This is a genomic window from Massilia endophytica, from assembly GCF_021165955.1.
Lineage (GTDB): Bacteria > Pseudomonadota > Gammaproteobacteria > Burkholderiales > Burkholderiaceae_D > Rugamonas > Rugamonas endophytica.
This window is the reverse complement of the sequence record NZ_CP088952.1, coordinates 5,170,012-5,188,345: the sequence shown is the minus strand read 5'-3', so window position 1 is coordinate 5,188,345 and position 18,334 is coordinate 5,170,012. Positions and strand designations below refer to the sequence as shown.

The 18,334-nt window shown below is 62.5% G+C and carries 25 protein-coding genes; 2 read left to right on the top strand and 23 right to left on the bottom strand.

Annotated features, from left to right (window positions below; genetic code table 11):
• Positions 1-12 precede the first annotated feature (12 nt).
• The 19 genes from rpsH to LSQ66_RS23675 all read right to left on the bottom strand — a co-directional run bounded on the left by rpsH (position 13) and on the right by LSQ66_RS23675 (position 9,649).
• Entirely contained in the window at positions 13-408 is a 396-nt protein-coding gene (gene rpsH, locus LSQ66_RS23765; protein WP_231767627.1) for a 30S ribosomal protein S8, read from the bottom strand.
• Positions 409-422: 14 nt separating this feature from the next.
• Positions 423-728: a 30S ribosomal protein S14 gene (gene rpsN / locus LSQ66_RS23760; RefSeq protein WP_231767626.1), complete on the bottom strand. Its 306-nt coding sequence runs from the start codon at positions 726-728 to the stop codon at positions 423-425.
• A gap of 6 nt (positions 729-734) precedes the next feature.
• Entirely contained in the window at positions 735-1,274 is a 540-nt protein-coding gene (gene rplE, locus LSQ66_RS23755; protein WP_231767625.1) for a 50S ribosomal protein L5, read from the bottom strand.
• A gap of 6 nt (positions 1,275-1,280) precedes the next feature.
• On the bottom strand, positions 1,281-1,595 hold the full coding sequence (gene rplX, locus LSQ66_RS23750; RefSeq protein ID WP_231767624.1) for a 50S ribosomal protein L24: 315 nt from the start codon (positions 1,593-1,595) through the stop codon (positions 1,281-1,283).
• Between the two features lie 9 nt (positions 1,596-1,604).
• The gene (gene rplN / locus LSQ66_RS23745) at positions 1,605-1,973 is read right to left on the bottom strand and encodes a 50S ribosomal protein L14 (RefSeq protein ID WP_107144090.1); all 369 of its coding nucleotides are present in this window, start codon (positions 1,971-1,973) and stop codon (positions 1,605-1,607) included.
• Positions 1,974-2,230: 257 nt separating this feature from the next.
• Positions 2,231-2,497 carry a 30S ribosomal protein S17 gene (gene rpsQ / locus LSQ66_RS23740; RefSeq protein WP_231767623.1) on the bottom strand — a complete coding sequence of 89 codons (267 nt, stop codon included), beginning with the start codon at positions 2,495-2,497 and terminating at the stop codon, positions 2,231-2,233.
• On the bottom strand, positions 2,494-2,685 hold the full coding sequence (gene rpmC, locus LSQ66_RS23735; RefSeq protein WP_231767622.1) for a 50S ribosomal protein L29: 192 nt from the start codon (positions 2,683-2,685) through the stop codon (positions 2,494-2,496). Before rpmC ends, rpsQ begins: the two co-directional genes overlap by 4 nt.
• 12 nt (positions 2,686-2,697) lie before the next feature.
• Positions 2,698-3,117 (bottom strand): 50S ribosomal protein L16, encoded by a 420-nt coding sequence (gene rplP, locus LSQ66_RS23730; RefSeq protein WP_231767621.1) that lies wholly within the window; start codon positions 3,115-3,117, stop codon positions 2,698-2,700.
• Between the two features lie 2 nt (positions 3,118-3,119).
• Positions 3,120-3,920: a 30S ribosomal protein S3 gene (gene rpsC, locus LSQ66_RS23725; protein ID WP_231767620.1), complete on the bottom strand. Its 801-nt coding sequence runs from the start codon at positions 3,918-3,920 to the stop codon at positions 3,120-3,122.
• 9 nt (positions 3,921-3,929) lie between these two features.
• Positions 3,930-4,262 (bottom strand): 50S ribosomal protein L22, encoded by a 333-nt coding sequence (rplV, locus tag LSQ66_RS23720; protein WP_207232949.1) that lies wholly within the window; start codon positions 4,260-4,262, stop codon positions 3,930-3,932.
• Positions 4,259-4,534 (bottom strand): 30S ribosomal protein S19, encoded by a 276-nt coding sequence (gene rpsS, locus LSQ66_RS23715; protein WP_130315950.1) that lies wholly within the window; start codon positions 4,532-4,534, stop codon positions 4,259-4,261. Before rpsS ends, rplV begins: the two co-directional genes overlap by 4 nt.
• A gap of 9 nt (positions 4,535-4,543) precedes the next feature.
• Positions 4,544-5,371 carry a 50S ribosomal protein L2 gene (gene rplB, locus LSQ66_RS23710; protein ID WP_231767619.1) on the bottom strand — a complete coding sequence of 276 codons (828 nt, stop codon included), beginning with the start codon at positions 5,369-5,371 and terminating at the stop codon, positions 4,544-4,546.
• Positions 5,371-5,685, bottom strand: a complete 315-nt coding sequence (rplW, locus tag LSQ66_RS23705) for a 50S ribosomal protein L23 (protein WP_231767618.1) — start codon at positions 5,683-5,685, stop codon at positions 5,371-5,373. Before rplW ends, rplB begins: the two co-directional genes overlap by 1 nt.
• On the bottom strand, positions 5,682-6,302 hold the full coding sequence (gene rplD / locus LSQ66_RS23700; protein ID WP_231767617.1) for a 50S ribosomal protein L4: 621 nt from the start codon (positions 6,300-6,302) through the stop codon (positions 5,682-5,684). Before rplD ends, rplW begins: the two co-directional genes overlap by 4 nt.
• Before the next feature lie 3 nt (positions 6,303-6,305).
• A complete protein-coding gene (gene rplC / locus LSQ66_RS23695) occupies positions 6,306-6,962 on the bottom strand; it encodes a 50S ribosomal protein L3 (protein ID WP_231767616.1) in 657 nt (218 codons plus the stop codon).
• Between the two features lie 174 nt (positions 6,963-7,136).
• Positions 7,137-7,448: a type II toxin-antitoxin system RelE family toxin gene (locus LSQ66_RS23690; protein ID WP_231767615.1), complete on the bottom strand. Its 312-nt coding sequence runs from the start codon at positions 7,446-7,448 to the stop codon at positions 7,137-7,139.
• Entirely contained in the window at positions 7,438-7,692 is a 255-nt protein-coding gene (locus tag LSQ66_RS23685) for a type II toxin-antitoxin system prevent-host-death family antitoxin (RefSeq protein WP_231767614.1), read from the bottom strand. Before LSQ66_RS23685 ends, LSQ66_RS23690 begins: the two co-directional genes overlap by 11 nt.
• Before the next feature lie 123 nt (positions 7,693-7,815).
• Positions 7,816-8,616, bottom strand: coding sequence for an alpha/beta fold hydrolase (locus tag LSQ66_RS23680; protein ID WP_231767613.1), 801 nt, complete (start codon positions 8,614-8,616; stop codon positions 7,816-7,818).
• Between the two features lie 22 nt (positions 8,617-8,638).
• Positions 8,639-9,649, bottom strand: coding sequence for an alpha/beta fold hydrolase (locus LSQ66_RS23675; RefSeq protein ID WP_269449116.1), 1,011 nt, complete (start codon positions 9,647-9,649; stop codon positions 8,639-8,641).
• Between the two features lie 139 nt (positions 9,650-9,788).
• On the opposite strand from LSQ66_RS23675, the gene LSQ66_RS23670 reads away from it, so the two are divergent.
• Positions 9,789-10,256 (top strand): MarR family winged helix-turn-helix transcriptional regulator, encoded by a 468-nt coding sequence (locus tag LSQ66_RS23670; protein WP_231767612.1) that lies wholly within the window; start codon positions 9,789-9,791, stop codon positions 10,254-10,256.
• A gap of 72 nt (positions 10,257-10,328) precedes the next feature.
• Positions 10,329-10,973 carry a glutathione S-transferase family protein gene (locus LSQ66_RS23665; protein ID WP_231767611.1) on the top strand — a complete coding sequence of 215 codons (645 nt, stop codon included), beginning with the start codon at positions 10,329-10,331 and terminating at the stop codon, positions 10,971-10,973.
• 133 nt (positions 10,974-11,106) lie between these two features.
• On the opposite strand, the gene LSQ66_RS23660 is transcribed toward LSQ66_RS23665, so the two are convergent.
• From LSQ66_RS23660 to LSQ66_RS23645, 4 genes are read right to left on the bottom strand one after another with little or no spacing between them, the layout of a single operon-like run.
• Positions 11,107-11,742: an SAM-dependent methyltransferase gene (locus LSQ66_RS23660; RefSeq protein WP_231770188.1), complete on the bottom strand. Its 636-nt coding sequence runs from the start codon at positions 11,740-11,742 to the stop codon at positions 11,107-11,109.
• A 30-nt stretch (positions 11,743-11,772) separates the two neighbouring features.
• Positions 11,773-13,626, bottom strand: coding sequence for a glycoside hydrolase family 127 protein (locus LSQ66_RS23655; protein WP_231767610.1), 1,854 nt, complete (start codon positions 13,624-13,626; stop codon positions 11,773-11,775).
• 1 nt (position 13,627) lies between these two features.
• On the bottom strand, positions 13,628-15,817 hold the full coding sequence (locus tag LSQ66_RS23650) for a formylglycine-generating enzyme family protein (protein ID WP_231767609.1): 2,190 nt from the start codon (positions 15,815-15,817) through the stop codon (positions 13,628-13,630).
• 14 nt (positions 15,818-15,831) lie between these two features.
• On the bottom strand, positions 15,832-18,306 hold the full coding sequence (locus tag LSQ66_RS23645) for a sodium:solute symporter (protein WP_231767608.1): 2,475 nt from the start codon (positions 18,304-18,306) through the stop codon (positions 15,832-15,834).
• Positions 18,307-18,334 lie beyond the last annotated feature (28 nt).

The window sequence follows — 18,334 nt, the reverse complement described above, 5'->3', positions numbered from 1 at the left end:
GTCAATTACTCCTTAAGCTACGAAGCAGATGACTTCGCCACCGACGCCGGTAGCGCGCGCTTTGCGGTCGGTCATCACGCCTTGCGGGGTGGACACGATAGCAACGCCCAGGCCGTTCATCACGGTCGGGATTTCGCCTTTGCCTTTGTAGACACGCAGGCCCGGACGGGACACGCGCTCGAGGCGCTCGATGACCGGACGGCCAACGTAATATTTCAAACCGATCTTCAGTTCCGCTTTGCCGTCGGTGGTCGACACGGCGAAATCTTCAATGTAACCCTCGTCCTTCAGGACGTTGGCAATCGCGACTTTGACTTTCGACGATGGCATGGCCACGGTCGTTTTCTGCACGCCCTGGGCGTTGCGAATGCGGGTCAGCATATCGGCGATAGGATCGCTCATACTCATTGCTTATTCTCCTATTACCAGCTGGCTTTGGTCATACCCGGGATCTCGCCACGCATGGCGAATTCACGGAGCTTGATACGGCCCAGACCGAATTTACGGAAGGTGCCGCGTGGACGGCCGGTCACGGCGCAGCGGTTGCGCTGGCGGGTCGGCGCGGAATTGCGTGGCAGGGCCTGCAGCTTCAGGCGCGCTTCGTAACGCTCTTCTTCCGACTTGGACTGGTCATCAATGATGGCCTTCAGAGCGGCGCGCTTGGCGGCGAACTTCTCCACCAGGTCGGCACGCTTCTGTTCACGGTTAATCAGTGCGAGTTTTGCCATGATCGTTTAGTTCCTGAACGGGAATTTGAATGCGGCGAGCAGAGCTTTCGCTTCGTCGTCGGTCTTGGCGGTCGTGGTGATCGAGATGTTCATGCCACGCAGCGCGTCGATCTTGTCGTACTCGATTTCCGGGAAGATGATCTGCTCTTTCACGCCGATGTTGTAGTTGCCGCGGCCATCGAAGGAACGGCCGGACACGCCGCGGAAGTCACGCACGCGCGGCAGGGCCACGGTGATGAAGCGGTCCAGGAATTCATACATGCGGGCGCCGCGCAGGGTCACCATGGTGCCGATCGGGTAGCCTTCGCGGATCTTGAAGCCGGCGATTGCCTTGCGGGCCTTGGTCACCACCGGCTTCTGGCCGGCGATCTTGGTCAGGTCGCCCACAGCGTGCTCGATGATTTTCTTGTCAGCCACGGCTTCCGAGAGACCCATGTTCAGGGTGATCTTGGTCAGGCGCGGCACTTCCATTACCGACTTGTAGCCGAATTTCTCGGTCAGCTCGGTAACGACCTTGTCTTTGTACAGTTGTTGCAGACGGGCCATTTCTGATTACCCCTTCACTACTTCGCCGGAGGACTTGTACACGCGGACTTTCTTGCCGTCCACGTCCTTGAAGCCCACGCGATCTGCCTTGCCGGTCGCAGCGTTGAACAGGGCAACGTTGGACACGTGAATCGGCATGGTCTTGTCAACGATGCCACCAGTAACGCCAGTCATCGGGTTCGGCTTGACGGCCTTCTTGGCCACGTTCACGCCTTCCACCACGACGTGCTCAGCGTCGACACGCTGTTGCACCACGCCGCGCTTGCCCTTGTCCTTGCCGGTCAGGACGATGACTTCGTCGTTTTTGCGAATCTTATCCATTACGACTCCTTACAGGACTTCCGGTGCCAGGGACACGATCTTCATGAACTTCTCAGTGCGCAGCTCGCGCGTCACTGGGCCAAAGATACGGGTACCGATCGGTTCCAGCTTGGAGTTCAGCAGAACGGCGGCATTGCCGTCGAACTTGACCAGGGAACCGTCCTGGCGGCGCACACCCTTAGCGGTACGCACAACCACGGCGTTATAAATTTCACCTTTTTTGACACGGCCGCGAGGCTGGGCCACCTTCACGGTGACCTTGATCACGTCGCCGATGCCAGCATAACGGCGCTTGGAACCGCCCAACACCTTGATGCACATGACTTCCTTGGCACCGGTGTTGTCGGCTACTTCGAGCCGGCTTTCAGTTTGAATCATAGTATTCTCTTTCCCAACTTAAGCCGAAGAATCCACACAATGCGGACATCGGTCAGTCTTGGTCCCGCCAGAGCGCACGATGCGCACTGATTGGGTGCTTGATCTTCATACAAGTACTGACCGCGAACCGCGCCAGTGGAATGACACTTAGCGGCGATACATGAACGAAGCCCGCAAGTATTACATAAAACCTGCGGGCCTGCAAGAACTAATTAAGTTGTCACCGGGGCCGCGCGGCCCCGGCAGGGTCAACTTGCTTAGACGATTTGTGCAGCTTGCACTACACGGGTCACCGTCCACGCCTTCGTCTTCGAGATCGGACGGCCTTCCGCGATTTCCACGGTGTCGCCGGCCTTGACCTGGTTGGTCTCGTCGTGCGCGTGGTACTTGGCGGAACGGACGATGATCTTGCCGTACAGAGGGTGTTTCACGTGACGTTCGATCAGCACGGTAACGGTCTTGTCCATCTTGTCGGACACAACTTTACCGATCAGCGTACGCTTCAGCTTTACTTGCTCGGTCATTTTGCTTCCTTCGTGTTCATTACCGTTTTTACGCGTGCGATATCGCGGCGTACCTTCTTGAGCTGCGAGGTGTTGCCCAGCTGCTGCGTCGCGGATTGCATACGCAGGCCGAACTGCGCCTTCAGCAGGTCGTTCAGCTCTTTCTGCAGAGCTGCCTGGTCTTTGCCGCGGAGTTCAGATGCTTTCATAGTTCACTCCAATTATTGGCCGACCTGGCGCACCACGAAGGTGGTAGCCAGCGGCAGTTTGGCAGCAGCCAGGCGGAACGCTTCGCGCGCCAGTTCTTCGGCCACGCCGTCCATTTCGTACAGGACCTTGCCTGGACGGATTTCGGCCACGTAGTACTCCGGGTTGCCCTTGCCGTTACCCATACGGACTTCGGCCGGCTTGTTGGAGATCGGCTTGTCCGGGAAGACGCGGATCCAGATACGGCCACCACGCTTGATGTGACGGGTCATCGCACGGCGTGCGGACTCGATCTGGCGCGCGGTGATGCGGCCGCGTGCCACGGCCTTCAGGCCGAACTCGCCGAACGACACCGAGGTGCCGGTGGTGTGCGAAATGCCGGTGTTGCGGCCTTTCTGCTCTTTACGATATTTCCTGCGGCTTGGTTGCAGCATGATTATTCTCCTGCTTTCTCAGCTGCAGCCGGCTTGGCAGCGCGGCGGGCGGCTGGTGCGCCTGGTTTAGCGCCTGGACCTGGACGTGGGCGGCCAGCTGGCTTGCCATCGTCGCGACGGGGACCGCGCGGCTTCTTCTCGTCGGCCGGGGTCTCGATGACGGGCGCTTCGCCGGTGGCGGAGCGGTCGCCCTTGTAGACCCACACCTTGACACCGATGATGCCGTAGGTGGTGGACGCTTCGGAGGTGCCGTAGTCGATGTCCGCCTTCAGGGTATGCAGAGGCACGCGGCCTTCGCGGTACCATTCGGTGCGGGCGATCTCGATGCCGTTCAGGCGGCCGGAGGACATGATCTTGATGCCCAGGGCGCCCAGGCGCATGGCGTTCTGCATGGCGCGCTTCATGGCGCGGCGGAACATGATGCGCTTTTCCAGCTGCTGCGAGATCGAATCGGCGATCAGCTGCGAGTCGATTTCCGGCTTGCGGATTTCCTCGATATTGACGTGCACCGGCACGCCCATGATCTTGGTCAGGTCGGACTTCAGCACTTCGATGTCTTCGCCCTTCTTGCCGATCACAACGCCCGGACGGGAGCTGTACACGGTGAAGCGGGCGTTCTTCGCAGGACGCTCGATGACGATGCGGCCGACGGAAGCGTTCTTCAGCTTCTTCTTCAGGTATGCGCGCGCCTTCAGGTCTTCGTTCAGCATGGAAGCGAAGTTGCCGTTGGTCGCGTACCAGCGCGAAGCCCAGTTACGGGTGACTGCCAGGCGGAAGCCGGTTGGATGAATTTTCTGTCCCATCGCGGCTCCTTAATTACCCACGGTCACATAAATGTGACAGGATTGTTTAGAGATACGGTCGCCACGGCCCTTTGCACGCGCGGTGAAGCGCTTCAGGATCGGGCCCTTTTCGACGTAGATCGTTTTCACGAACAGCTCGTCGATGTCGGCACCGTCGTTGTGCTCGGCGTTCGCAATAGCGGACTCCAGCACTTTCTTGACGATGAACGCGCCTTTTTTCGGGCTGAACTGCAGGATGTTCAGTGCAGCGTCAACCTTCTTGCCACGGATCAGGTCAGCGATCAGGCGACCTTTTTGATCCGACAGGCGCACGCCTTTGAGGATTGCTTTGGTTTCCATTATTTCTTCGCCTTTTTGTCAGCAGCGTGGCCCTTGAAGGTGCGGGTCAGCGCGAATTCGCCGAGCTTGTGACCAACCATGTTCTCGGACACATACACCGGCACGTGGACTTTGCCATTGTGCACAGCGATGGTCAGGCCGATGAAGTCAGGCATGATCGTCGAACGACGGGACCAGGTTTTGATTGGCTTCTTGTCTTTCGACGCTTGCGCGGCTTCGACCTTCTTCACCAGGTGGGCGTCGCAGAACGGCCCTTTTTTCAATGAACGAGTCATGATTTATCCTTATTTCTTGCCGCGGCGCGAGACGATCATCGAAGAAGTGCGCTTGTTGCTGCGAGTCTTCTTGCCCTTGGTCTGCTGGCCCCATGGCGACACTGGATGACGACCAGCGGCGGTACGGCCCTCACCACCACCGTGCGGGTGGTCGATCGGGTTCATCACCACACCGCGGACGGTCGGGCGGACACCGCGCCAGCGCATGGCGCCGGCCTTGCCGATCTTGCGCAGGTTGTGCTCGCCGTTGCCGACTTCACCCACGGTAGCGCGGCACTCGATGTGCACGCGGCGCACTTCGCCGGAGCGCAGGCGCACCTGGGCGTAGGTGCCTTCGCGGGCCATCAGCACGACGCCGGCGCCGGCGGTGCGGGCCATCTGGGCGCCCTTGCCTGGCAGCATTTCGACGCAGTGCATCGTGGTGCCGACCGGGATGTTGCGGATGGGCAGGCAGTTGCCGGCCTTGATCGGCGCTTCCGAACCGTTCTGCACGGTGTCGCCCACGGCCATGCCCTTGGAGGCGATGATGTAGGCGCGCTCGCCGTCGGCGTAGCACAGCAGGGCGATGTGCGCGGTGCGGTTCGGATCGTATTCGATGCGTTCCACTTTCGCGGGGATGCCGTCCTTGTTGCGCTTGAAGTCGACCAGGCGGTAGTGATGCTTGTGGCCACCGCCGATGTGGCGGGTGGTGATGTGGCCGTTGTTGTTACGGCCGGCGGTCTTCGACTTTTTCTCAACCAGAGCGGCGAACGGGCGGCCCTTGTACAGGTCGGCGTTCACCACCTTCACCATGCCGCGGCGGCCTGGCGAGGTTGGCTTCATCTTAACGAGTGCCATTATTTAGCCTCCTCGGAGAAATTGATTTCCTGGCCGGGCTTCAGGCACACGAAAGCGCGCTTGGTGTGGTTGCGGCGACCGATGAAACGGCCGGAACGCTTGACCTTACCTTCGCGGTTCACGGTCTGCACCGATTCCACTTCCACTTTGAACAGCAGTTCAACGGCGGCCTTGATTTCTGGCTTGGTCGCGTCCTGTGCAACACGGAACACGATCTGTTCGTTCTTTTCCGCGACCATGGTGGCCTTTTCGGAAATGACCGGCGCCAGCAGCACCTTCATCAGGCGCTCTTCGCTAATTTTGACGGCGCTCATGCCAGCAACTCCTCGATCTGTGCCAGTGCCGCCTTGGTGACCAGGATCTTCTTGTAGAAGACCAGCGACATTGGATCTGCGTGGCGCGGCTCGACAACCAGCACGTTCGGCAGGTTGCGGGAAGCCAGCTCCAGGTTTTCTTGAATGGTGTCGGTGATGATCAGCACGGAATCCAGACCCATGCCGGTCAGCTTTTGCGACAGCAGCTTGGTTTTCGGGGCTTCCAGGGCCAGATCTTCGATCACGACCAGGCGCTCTTCGCGAGCCAGCTGGGACAGGATCGAGCACAGGCCGGCGCGGTACATCTTCTTGTTCACTTTGTGGGTGAAGTTCTCGTCAGGCGAGTTCGGGAAGATGCGGCCGCCGCCGCGCCACAGTGGCGAGGACGACATACCAGCACGGGCGCGGCCGGTGCCTTTCTGGCGCCATGGCTTCTTGGTCGTGTGGTGGACTTCTTCGCGGTCCTTCTGCTTGCGGTTGCCGCTGCGGGCGTTCGCTGCATAGGCGACCACGACTTGGTGGATCAGCGCTTCGTTGTAGTCGCGGCCGAAGACGGTGTCAGCGGCTGCCACGTTCGACGCGGCTTGACCTTGCGCGTTCAAGAGCTTGAGTTCCATCGATTAAGCTCCCTTCTTTGCTTTGACTTTAACGGCTGGGGATACAACCACCTGGCCGTTTTTCGCGCCTGGTACTGCACCTTTCACCAGCAGCAGCTGGCGTTCAGCGTCGATGCGGGCGATTTCCAGATTCTGGGTGGTGACGGTGACGTCGCCCATGTGACCGGTCATGCGCTTGCCTGGGAAGACGCGGCCCGGATCCTGCGCCATACCGATGGAGCCTGGTACGTTGTGCGAACGGGAGTTACCGTGGGTGGCACGGCCGGACGAGAAGTTGTAGCGCTTGATGGTACCGGCATAGCCCTTACCGATCGAAACGCCCTGCACGTCGACTTTCTGACCAACTTCGAACAGGGAGGCGGCGACAACGGCGCCAGCTTTCAGTTCGGCGGCTTTAGCGGCGTCGACACGGAACTCTTTCAGCAGAGTACCGGCTTCCACACCAGCTTTAGCGTAGTGACCCGCAGCGGCTTTGTTCACGCGGGAAGCGCGACGCTGACCGAATGCGACCTGAACAGCGGAATAACCATCCGTTTCAGGAGTTTTGATTTGCGCAACACGGTTGTTCGATACGTCCAGCACGGTCACAGGGATCGAATCCCCGTCATCCGTGAAGATGCGCATCATGCCAACCTTGCGACCGAGGAGGCCAAGGCTCATTTTTTCTCCATTCCCACCTACGATTGGGCGGGGCTTTGTTTAACTACAAAAAGAAGTACGGACCAATAAAAAGACGAATCCATACCGAAGCCGGCTAGTTTAGCCTGAAAAGACTCTTGACGCAACAAGTATGTACGAGGTATGTCGGCTTGGCGCCGCGCCATTTGCCGCGAATTACCTTTCTGGCAAGATTGCGCGCTTTCGCCGCTCTGCCAGATGGTAGGCCAGCCCCTTGTCGCGCTTGGCCACGGCCAGGACCAGCACCACGATACGCTGGTCCAGCACCTCATAGACCAGCCGGTAGCCTGCATCCCTGAGCTTTACCTTGTAGAGATCTCCCATCCCGGAGCCATGAAGGCGGGCGGAGGGAACGTGGGGATTCTCGAGCCGCTTGTGAAGCTGCTTTTTGAATTGCTCTCTTATGCCCGGATCCAGATCACGCCATTCCTTGAGCGCGCTTTTGGTGAACTCCAGTTCATAGCTCATCCAGCGCGACCTTGATCGTTGCCTCGCTGCGGCGGGAGCGCGCCAGCTCAGCGAGCTCGGCGTCTTCCAGCAGATCCAGCAGTTGCTCGTACACGCTGGCGGGAACGAGATAGGCCGCTGGGCGGTTGTGGTTAAGTATCGCAACAGCTGCGTCGCCTGCCTCCTCAATCACTTGGCCGGGATTGCGCCGCAGCTCGGTGATGCTTACCGTCGCCTTGGCGTAGATCGAATTCGTTATCGCCATACTTAAGCCCGCAATAGTTGTAGTGGTAGCAGCAATCGGAACAAGACTACTACTGCGGGCCCGGAAATGCACGTTATTTCGTGCATTTTTTTGGGTAATTTACCCGAAGCATGTCCTTTCGGATTACCGAACTGCCGCTGCTTCTTCGATCAGCTTCGTCACCGCGTCCGGGTGGGAAACCATGACCACGTGGGATGCGCCTTTGACTTCCACCACATCCTTTGCCGCCGCGCGCCTGGCCATGAAGCGCAAGGCTTCGAGGGGAATGTTCCGGTCCGCGCTGCCGTACACGAAGTAGGACGGCAACTGCTTCCACGCCGTGCCGGTGGTCTGCTCTTCGAGCGCGGCAACGGCGATCGGGCGCTGGCTAGCAGCCATCAGGGCGGCCTGCGCTGCCGGAACGTCGGCGGCGAACTGCTCGTGGAACTTGTCCTGGCGGATGTAGAGATCCTCGCCTCCATCCAGCGCCACCGGATCGGCCAGGGCCTGGCCCAGCGTGCTGCCGGGGAAGCGGTTCGCCAGGCCTGCGACAGTCTCGCCCTGCTCCGGCGCGAAGGCCGCCACATACACCAGCGACTTCACGTTCGCATTGCCCTCCGCCGCCTTGGAGATGACCATGCCGCCATAGGAGTGGCCGACCAGGACGACGGGGCCTTTCACAGCCTGGATCGCGCTCGCGGCATAGCGGGCGTCCGCATCCACGCCACGCAGGGGGTTGGCGACGCTCAGCACGGGGTACCCCTTCGCCACGAGCTTCCGTGCCACGCCGTCCCAGCTGCTCGAATCGGCGAACGCCCCGTGCACGAGAATGATGGTCGGTTTGGCGGGCGTGCCCGGCACCGCCGTGATGGGCGCGGCATGCGCCGGGTTGAAGGCGGTGGCAAAGACCGCGCTGGCGGCGGTGGCTTGCAGTACTTTTTTCATGGTCATTTCCTTTTTGGCGGTATCAGAGATGGTCGACTTCGATCACGGCGTCGGCAAAGGCGCGCGGCGCTTCCTGCGGCAGGTTGTGGCCAATGCCGCCCGAGATGAGTTCATGCTTGTATTTGCCGGTGAAGCGCTTGGCATAGGCAGCCGGGTCGGGGTGCGGCGCGCCGTTGGCGTCGCCTTCCATCGTGATCGTGGGCACGGAAATCGACGGGAACTGGGCGAGGCGGGCTTCCAGGCCAGCATACTTCGCTTCTCCCGCCGCGAGGCCGAGGCGCCAGCGGTAGTTGTGGACCGTGATGGCCACGTGGTCGGGATTGTCCAGCGCCGCGGCGCTGCGGTCGAAGGTGGTGTTATCGAAGCGCCACTGCGGGGAGGCTGTCTGCCAGATCAGCTTCGCGAAATCGTGGCGGTTCTTCTCATAGCCCGCCTGGCCGCGGTCGGTGGCGAAATAGAACTGATACCACCATTGCAGTTCGGCGCTCGGCGGCAAGGGCTGCTTGCCCGCCTCCTGGCTGCCGATCAGGTAGCCGCTTACCGAGACCAGGCCCTTTACGCGCTCGGGCCACAAGGCGGCAACGATGTCGGCCGTGCGCGCGCCCCAGTCGTAGCCCGCCAGGACGGCCTTGTCGATCTTCAGCGCGTCCATCAGCGCGACCAGGTCGGCCGCGAGCGCCGCGGGCTCGCCGTTGCGTACGGCATTCCGGTCCAGGAAGCGGGTGCTGCCATAGCCGCGCAGGTGCGGCACGATCACGCGGTAGCCAGCCTTCGTCAGCAGGGGCACGACATCGATGTAGCTGTGGATGTCGTAGGGCCAGCCGTGCAGCAGGATCACCACCGGTCCGCCGGCGGGGCCTTCATCCACGTAGCCGACGTTCAGGTCGCCGGCGTCGATCTGCCTGATCGCAGTGAAGGTGCGCGGCTGGGCCGGCGTTTGCGCCTGGGCCAGGTCCACCATGGCGAGTTGGCTTGCGGCCAGGGCGGCGGCGGCGAGATTGCGGATCCGGGAAGGCTTGTTGTGTGTGCTCATGAATTCTCCGATGTCGATAAGGAAAGTTTCTCGCAGGTATTTATGACGATAATCATTATGAAAGCAACTTTATACGCAGTTTTCGGATTTTTCAAGTACGATAATCATTATCGCGATAATTATTTTTAGAGGATGTCAAATGAGCAACCCAGAGCAAGGGAGCAAAAACACGGCCAAGCTGGGCGACTTCATGTGCTTCGCCGTCTATTCCACCAACCTCGCCTACTCGCGGGTGTACAAGCCGGTGCTGGAGCAACTGGGCCTGACCTACCCGCAGTACGTCACCATCATCTGCCTCTGGGAAGAGGACATGCAGACCGTGAAAGGCCTGAGCGAAAAGCTGTTCCTGGAGCCGAGCACGCTCACGCCGATGCTGAAGCGCCTGGAAGCGATGGGCTATGTGCGCCGCGAGCGCGACACGGAAGACGAACGCAGCGTACGGGTGTCGCTCACCGAGGCGGGACGCCAGCTGCGGGAGAAGGCCTTCGACTATCGGGAGATCACCGCCAGGGCGGCGGGGCTCACACCCGATGAGTTCCGGACCCTGCAAAAGGCCGTGGTCAAGCTGCGTACCAATCTCATCGACGCAGCCGGTTCAAATTCCTGACCGGACTTGTCGATCTGGCGATTCCTCGTTCGTCGTGCCTATGCAGACCCGCAATCACCAGGAGATTCCGCGATGACTATCACTATTACTGCCTTTGAACGCTCGCCCGACGGCGGCATGGGCCTGGCCCGCGATACGCGCGTACGCTGGGCGCTGGAAGAAGCTGGACTGGCCTACGAGGTCCGTCCGGTTTCCTTCGCCGCGATGAAGGAGCCAGCGCACCTGGCCCTTCATCCCTTCGGCCAGATTCCCACCTTCGAAGAAGGCGATCTCGCCCTCTTCGAGTCGGGGTCTATCATCCTGCATATCGCATCGCGCCATCCGGGCCTGCTGCCGGAGGACGAGAATGCGCGGGCGCGGGCCATCACCTGGATGTTCGCCGCACTCAACACGGTGGAGCCGCCGATCCTGGAAATCGTCATCGCCAAGTTCATTGAGGGCGACAAACCCTGGAGCCAGGAACGCATGCCCCTGATTAAGGGCCGCATCCGCACCCGCCTGAACCAGCTCTCGGCGCGGCTGGGCGATGCAGAATGGCTGGACAGGAATTTCAGCGCGGGCGACCTGCTGATGGTGTCGGTGCTGCTCAGGGCAAGGCCGTCGGGCATCCTGGACGAATTCCCCAGCCTGGCCGCGTATGTGGCGCGCGGGGAAGCGCGTCCAGCGTACAAGCGGGCCTTCGCCGACCAGCTGGCGTTCAACACCGCCAGGCACTGAAAACGGGAGGCCTCGCCATGAAGAAATACAGAGCGTACGTTTGGGCTGCCCTAGTCAGCATCGGGGCGTCTGGCGAGTTGCTGATCTATGCCACTGTCCCCCAAAACCAGGTGGCTTCGGCGCCGGGGGCTTTTCAGCGCGGATAGGTGAAGCCTGTGCGGATGTCCATCGGCACCAGCCTGCCATCCTGGCGCACCATCAGGCGCTGGGGCGGTTCTTCTCCTGCCAGCACGCGGCGCGTGAGGGGAAGCCCTTCGCCTTTGCGCAGCAAAGGGTCGCAATATTCGTAGACGTTGGGACAGCCGGTAGCCTTGAGAAGCGCCTGCACCACGGCCACCTTCCACAGATCCACACCGGCAGCATTGAACTGGCAGACCAGATAGCCCTGGGGGCCGCCGTAGCTGTGCACCAGGAGACCGGGCAGGCCGTCCCTGTCGCCATCGATCAGCGGAAACAGCGCCTGCGGGTCCGCATCGCGCAGGCCATCGGCCCGCAGCTGCACGGCGGTCTGGACGCGCCGCTTGATCATCGCGTGGTCGACCGGCTCGTCCTCGCGCAAGGTCCAGACGCGGGCGGCGACCTGCGACTTGGCGTTATAGGCCGCGCGGGCCAGGAACTGGCGCGACGAGGTCTGCACGAGGGCCGTGGCGCCCTGCTTGCTGCGCTCCTGCGGCTTGCCGTCGACCCTTTCGACGGCGGAGAGATAAATCAAAGGGTCGCCGGAGAGCAGGCTTTTTTCCTTGCCCTGTTTGATGGTGATGATGAGCATGCGCAGATGATACAGCATGCTCCCCAGTCATCAGAGCGGCGGGGCGAGCTGGAGCCAGGTAAGGCGCCAGGTCCCGTCGCGCCGTCCGCCCGCTTCGTAATAAGGCACGAAGATCAGGTCTCCCCGCGACGCGAGCTTGAGCCGGATGGCGGGGCCGTTGGCATCCTGCGGCAAGGCGTCGGGGGCCATGGACAGCGCATCACCCTCGGCCAGGATCACCGTTTCCTCGGTCTTGAAGCCGTCGATCAGGCCTGTCGCGTACACCAGCGGGCCGCGTGTGATGGCCGCGTATTCGTAACGCATGACCTGCTGGGCCACAGGCGAGCCGTCCGGCGCCAGCGATTCCTGGGTATTCTGGCTCAATTTGCGGTGCAGGCGCGGAACCATCGGCAGCGACAGCTCCACCACATCGCCCGCCTGCCATTCACGCTCGACGCGCAGGTATTCGCCCGGCCGCGCGGAGCCTGCCGCCGTGCCGTTGACCATTACCGAGGCGCCATCCGCCCATGAAGGAATCCGCAGCGCGAGCGTGAAGCGCCCTGCCCTCTCGGGCTGCACCGCGATGCTCACCGCGCCGTCGGCCGGATATGCAGTCTGCTGGGTGAGCAGCACGCGGCCTGCGGAGGCGGTATCCAGCGAAGCGGTGCCCGGGCCGTAGATATTCACCGCGATTTCGTCGGCAGCGCGCTGGGTGAACGCGACGCCCGGCAGTTCTTCCAGCGCCATGGAGCCGCTGGATTTGCAGCAGCGCCAGTAGGTCGTGTAAACGCGCTTCCCGTTCGGGAAGATGTAGTAGCACCAGTCTTCGCCATTGGGCGCCTGGGCGGCAAGCAGGTCGTTGTAGGCGGAGCGCTCGATCTCCTCGGCGAATTGCGCTTCGCCCGTGATGGCAAGCAGTTCGCGGTTCATCTGCATCCACGCCAGCGTGGAGCAGGTTTCAATGTAGCCGTATGGCGAGAACGCGCCGTGATGGTTGAAGACCTCGCGCGAACGGTGGGCCACGCCGCCCCAGGGGCCGCCGCCCAGGGTCAGGTGGTATTCACGCACGCTGCGCCATACATTGCGCACGGCGTCCAGGTACTGCTGTTTGCCGGTAGCGCGGTGCAGCTTGGCCATGCCCACCATGTTCCAGCACAGCTGGTAGGCCTTGCCGGTGGCGATCTCCGCGGCATCCACGCCGCTCGAGGCCTGCGTCAGCAGATTGAGCTCGGGCCGCGCGTCGGCCTGCTCCACGATCAGTTCCGCCAGTTGCAGGTAGCGCGGCTCGCCGGTGCGCAGGTAAAGCTCCGCCGCCGGATCGAGCAGGATGGTGGCGGACATGCCGTGATGGTTGCCCAGCTCCGTGATGTCGATGCCGCCCGAGGTGAGCGCCTGCAGGCACAGGTCGCCGATCTTGCGCGCTGCGGCGAGATAGCGGTCATTGGGGAAGTACTTGTGCACCTCCAGCAGGCCGATGATCAGGTAGCTGTGAGTCCAGATGTCCCAGGTGCGTTTGCCCGGCGCGCCATCCCAGGTGCGGGGACCGCGCGGCTGCTTCTGCACGAAGCGGCGCTCGGGGGCGTAGGTGCCGAGGTAGCCGTCCGCTTCCTGCACAGACACCAGATAGTCCGCCACCCTTTGCACATGCAGCGGGATCGCAGAGTCCGCGCTGCGGCTGGCGGCGCGCGCCGCGGCGTACAGCCACTTCCCGGCATGCTCGCCGTACCAGTCGCCTTCATGGTTGCAACACTTGTGCTCAGGCGAGAACAGGGCAATGGCCGGGCTGTGCTCGTCTTCGATGAAGTGGGACAGGCGGCCGCGCAGGTTGGCGTCCAGCGCCTCGCCCAGCAGGCCTTGCAGCTGCACCTGGGACGGAGCGGGGAATGGGGAAACGGCTGGTTTCATGTCAGGCAGCGTCCACCACGCAGCGGAAGCCCAGCATGCCGGAGCGGTCCTTGGCTGGCGCCATCAGCAGGTACTTGCCATGCTGGTCGAGGCGGTGCGCCTGAGGGAAGTACCAGTGCGAGGTTTGCGGGAAGTAGGAGCTGCCGCCGCGCAGCGCTGCGGCGCGCGTGTGCTCGTCCTCAAACTCGCTGGTCCATTGCCACACATTGCCCACCAGGTCCATGACGCCGAAGGGGCTGGCGCCTTGGGGATGCGCATCCACGTCGGCTGGCGGCAGCAGTTCGCGGCCCTTATTCTTCGCGGGCGCCGCTGCATCGTTCCACTGGTCGCCCCATGGATAGAGGCGGCCGTCCGTACCCTGCGCGGCATACTGCCATTCCCACTCGTGCGGCAGGCGCTTGCCCGCCCAGGCGGCATAGGCGCGCGCATCTTCCAGGCCCACCCAGGTCACGGGCTTGTTCTCCCAGCCCTTGCGCGGCGCGCCGTTGTCCCAGTCCTTCAGGAAGTTGTGCGCGTCGCGCGGCTTGTAGCCGGAAGCGTCGAGGAAGGCCTTGAACTGGGCGTTGGTGACGTTGTATTTGTCGATATAGAAGGGCTTCATGTCCATGCGGCGGCGGTGCGCGCGGCGGGCGATACTCTCCCATGGGTACTGGAAGTCCATGCCTGCCCAGGTGTAGCCTTCCACCTCGATGCCGGTCACGACGAAATCGAAAGTACCGGCAGGGATGGCGACCATACCTTCCGGCGCGGCGGCCGCAGGCTTGGTCGGCGCGATATCGATCATCTTCTGCGGCAGCGGCTTCCACGCACCGGAGAAGCTGCGCAGGGGCTGTGCGGCCATGCCCGCCATCTTCTTCAGGAAAGCGTCCATGCCCTGCACGGCCATGCCCTTGTCCACGCCGACGATGGCGCCGAAGCCCTTCACTTCCAGCGTGAGGTCGAAGCTGGCAGTTGCGGCCTCGCCTTCGCCCTGGATGCGCGGGGCGATGGGCACGCCGTTCCACACGTCATAGTATTGGCGGCCTTCGGTATGCGGCACGATCAGCTGCTCGCCATTCACTTCGTATTCATTGCGGTTCACGATGGTCCACAGCGTGACGCCATTGGCCGGGAAGCGGCTGGCGAACACGTTCTGCTGCAGGGCCGTCACATACGGCTCCCAGCCGGGGCTCACCAGCTGTTCGGGGAACTGGCGGTAGATGGTGGAGATGCGGCGCAGCGCCTCGCCGTCGCGGTCCGTGAACTGGTTCCAGATGCCCCATACGTTCTCCCAGGCGGTATAGCCCACGCCGTTGAAGAACATGTAATGGAAATCGTCCGTGCGGTCGCGGCACCAGCGGTTTTCCAGATTCACCATGTGGCGCGATTCCAGCCACTTCACCTTGCTCACTGCGGGAATGGTTTCCGTCGATGCCTTGCCCCAGGTCTGCTGGTTCCATTGCAGCGCCTCGTCGGCCGTCAGCGAACCTTCGGGCTGGAAGATCAGCGGCTGTTTTGCCTTGTCGGCGCAGTCGGCATAGACGCGCGGCACGCCATTGTAGGTGTCGCCGTTCACGCCGTCGGCATTCAGCTTGACGGCAAGGTCGGTCACCGCTTCCCAGTCTTCCTTGCCTTCAGGGCGAGTGCCGTTATCCCATGGCATGGTGGGCAGGAAGACGCGCACGCCGCGCTTCTGGAACGCTTCCACCGCCTTCTTCAGGCCTTCCAGGCCGCCGGGCATGTCGCTGGCGAGCATGGTCTGGTTGCGGTTGTCGATACCGATGTTCGGGTACACGTACCAGATCAGCACACTGTCTATGCCGCCGAAACGGCGCTCCAGGTCGTCCAGGTAGCGGTCCACCGTGTACTCGCCCTTCACCGGATCGTAGAAGTAGCGGTCCTCCACCATCATCTGCGTGTGCACGAAATTGCGCTGCGACCAGGCGAGGTCCTCGCGGTCGTAGCGGGAGCCGTCGTAGCCCGCGCGGATCTTGTGCTCGTGGCGCCAGATCGTGAGCTCCTTGCGCCAGCTGTCCGCGTAGTTGTTGACGTCGATCTTCCACTTGCCGATGTTGATGTAGGGCCAGTCGGGCGCCTTGCCCGGCGTGGGGAGATGCGCTGGCAGCGTGTGCGGCAGCGGCGTATCCCAGTGCTTCGGCTCCTTGGCGGGCACGGTGCGGGTATCGTAGGTGGGTGGGCGCTTGCTAGTCATGATCTTCTTCGGTGTTAGGGTTTGTCAGCGTAGATGGTGAGGCCTGCCAGCGACTGCTTCGGCGCAGGGAAGAGATAGCTGGCGAGATAGCCGAACACGATGCACAGCATGATCGAGATCGGCAGGTAGAAGTAGGGGTGGACGATCTTGAAGGTCCAGCAGACGGTGGTCAGGATCGAGCTGCACACGATGCCGATGGCCACGCCCTGCCAGTTGGCGCGGCGCGTGAACATGCCGAGCGTGTAGGCGCCGGCGAAGCCGCCGCTGAGCAGGCCTGCCAGTTCGATCGACACGTCGAACAGCGAGTGGGCGTTGAAGCGCGACAGCAGCAACGCGGCGGCAATGCCGATCAGGCCCGTGGCCACGGTGGCCGCTTCGGCGAACACCACGCTCTTCTTCGGCGTGGGGTTCTTCACCAGCTTCTCGTAGAAGTCCACCGAGGCCAGCGTGGCGACGCTGTTCATGATGCCGGACAGCGTGGCCATGGCGGCGGCCAGGATGCCCGCGATAATCAGGCCCGTGATGCCGGTCGGCAGTTCGGCCGCGATAAAGAGGGGGAAGGTCGCATCCACATTCAGCAGGGGATTCATGCGCTCCGGGTGGCTCTTGTAGTAGGTGTAGAGCGCGGTGCCGATGGTGTAGAAGATAAAGCCGCCGGGAATTGAGATCGCGGCGAAGGTCCAGATCGAGCGGGTGGCTTCCTTGGCCGACTTGGTGGACAGCACGCGCTGCATCAGCACCTGGTCCTTGGGGAAGGTGAGCACCACGTCGAACAGCACGAGGAAAATGAAGCCCCAGACGGTGGGCTGGGTCAGGTCCCAGCTGAAGTCGAACAGCTTGGTCTTGCTCTCCGCCGCGGCAACGTTCACGAACTCCATCACGCCGCCATCCAGCTTCCAGATGATGAAGCCGATGGCGAAGAGCGCGCCGCCCATCTTCACGAAGAGCTGCACGAAGTCGGTCCACACCACGGCCTTCATGCCGCCCATCGCGGTATAGATGATGGTGAAGCCGCCCATGATGATGATGCTCCAGGTGACGTCGATGCCGGTGATGGTGGCAATGGCGAGCGAAGGAAGCAGCAGGATCACGCTCATGCGGCTGCCGATCTGCACCAGGATGCAGATGAGGCTCGCGATCATGCGGATCGAGGGATGAAAGCGGATCTCCAGGTAGTGGAACACCGACATCAGGTCCAGGCGGCGCAGCAGCGGGACCACGGCCACGGCGACGAAGGTCAGCGCCACCACAGCCACCAGGTTGTTCGTCATGTACTGCCAATTGGTCTCGAAGGCCTTGGCGGGAATGGCGATGTAGCTGATGGAGCTGGTGTTCGCGGCGTACAGGCTGATGCCCGCAGCCCAGAAGGGAATGGAGCGGCCGCCCACGAAGAAATCGGAGGTGGAGTTGCGCTTCTCGCGGATGTAGCAATACCAGCCGATGCCCAGCATGCCCGCCAGGTAGGCCACGATCACGAACCAGTCGAATGTTTTCAGCAGGCGTTTGCCGGACACGATTTCGGTGTAGGCGATGTGCTGCGAACCATCGGCGCCAGTGTAGGCGTGCAGCAGGCCGTTGGCCCAGCCCGCGGCCAGCTCACCGCTCTGCTGCGCCGCCGCTTCGGGCGCGCCGGGCGGAATGGACGATACGGCCCATGAGCCGGTGATAGTGTGATAGGTATGCAGTTCCGGCGCGGCGTTCGCCTTGCCCGCCGGGCGCGCCAGATAAAGTACGTGGGCCTGTCCGGTGGCGCGGGCGGCGCCTGGCAGCACGGCTCCGGGCACGGGTTTCATTTCCTCCCAGCCGGTACGCGCTTTCCAGCGCAGCAAGCGGTCGCCCTGTCCTTCTGCGCCGCGCAGCGTCAGCAGAACCGAGGAGTTCTGGGCGGCCAGCGAGGAGATCGATGCACCTTTGCCGTCCCACGCGGGCAGGGTTTCCCAGCTGGCGCCTGGCGCCGCGGTGTCCAGCGCCAGCAGCTGCGGCGCGCCGGAGGCGCCGTAGCCCGCCACATAGAGCTTGTCGCCCAGGGCCGCCGCGAAAGCCTGCGTCAGCGGAGGGAGAGGAGGCAGGTCGCTGGCTTCCACGGTGGAGTTGCGCAGCTTGAGGCGCTCCACCTTGCTCACCACCTGCATCGCGCCTGCCGAGCCGGAAATCAGATAGCTCTGCTTCTCCCCGGCTGCCGACGCCAGCGCATAAGGCGCGCGGTACTCGAGCGCGGTCCAGGACTTGCGGTCTTCGCTCAGGAGCCAGCTGCGGTCGTCCGTCAGCGCCAGCAGGCGGCCTTCGAGGCTGATGAAGCGCGCAGCCGTCTGCTTCACGGGCAGCGTGGGCAGCTCCGTATTGCGCATGGACGCGAGATTGTCCGCCAGCGCCGCGCGGGGCGCGAGCAGCATGCAGAGCAGGAGTAGCATGGCCAGCATCATGCCAGCCGCAGGCATGATGAAAGGCGCAGCCGCAGTGCGCGCGGAATGGAGGGATTGCTTGGTCATCTGGTCAACCTGTAGTGGGCCGGAGCGC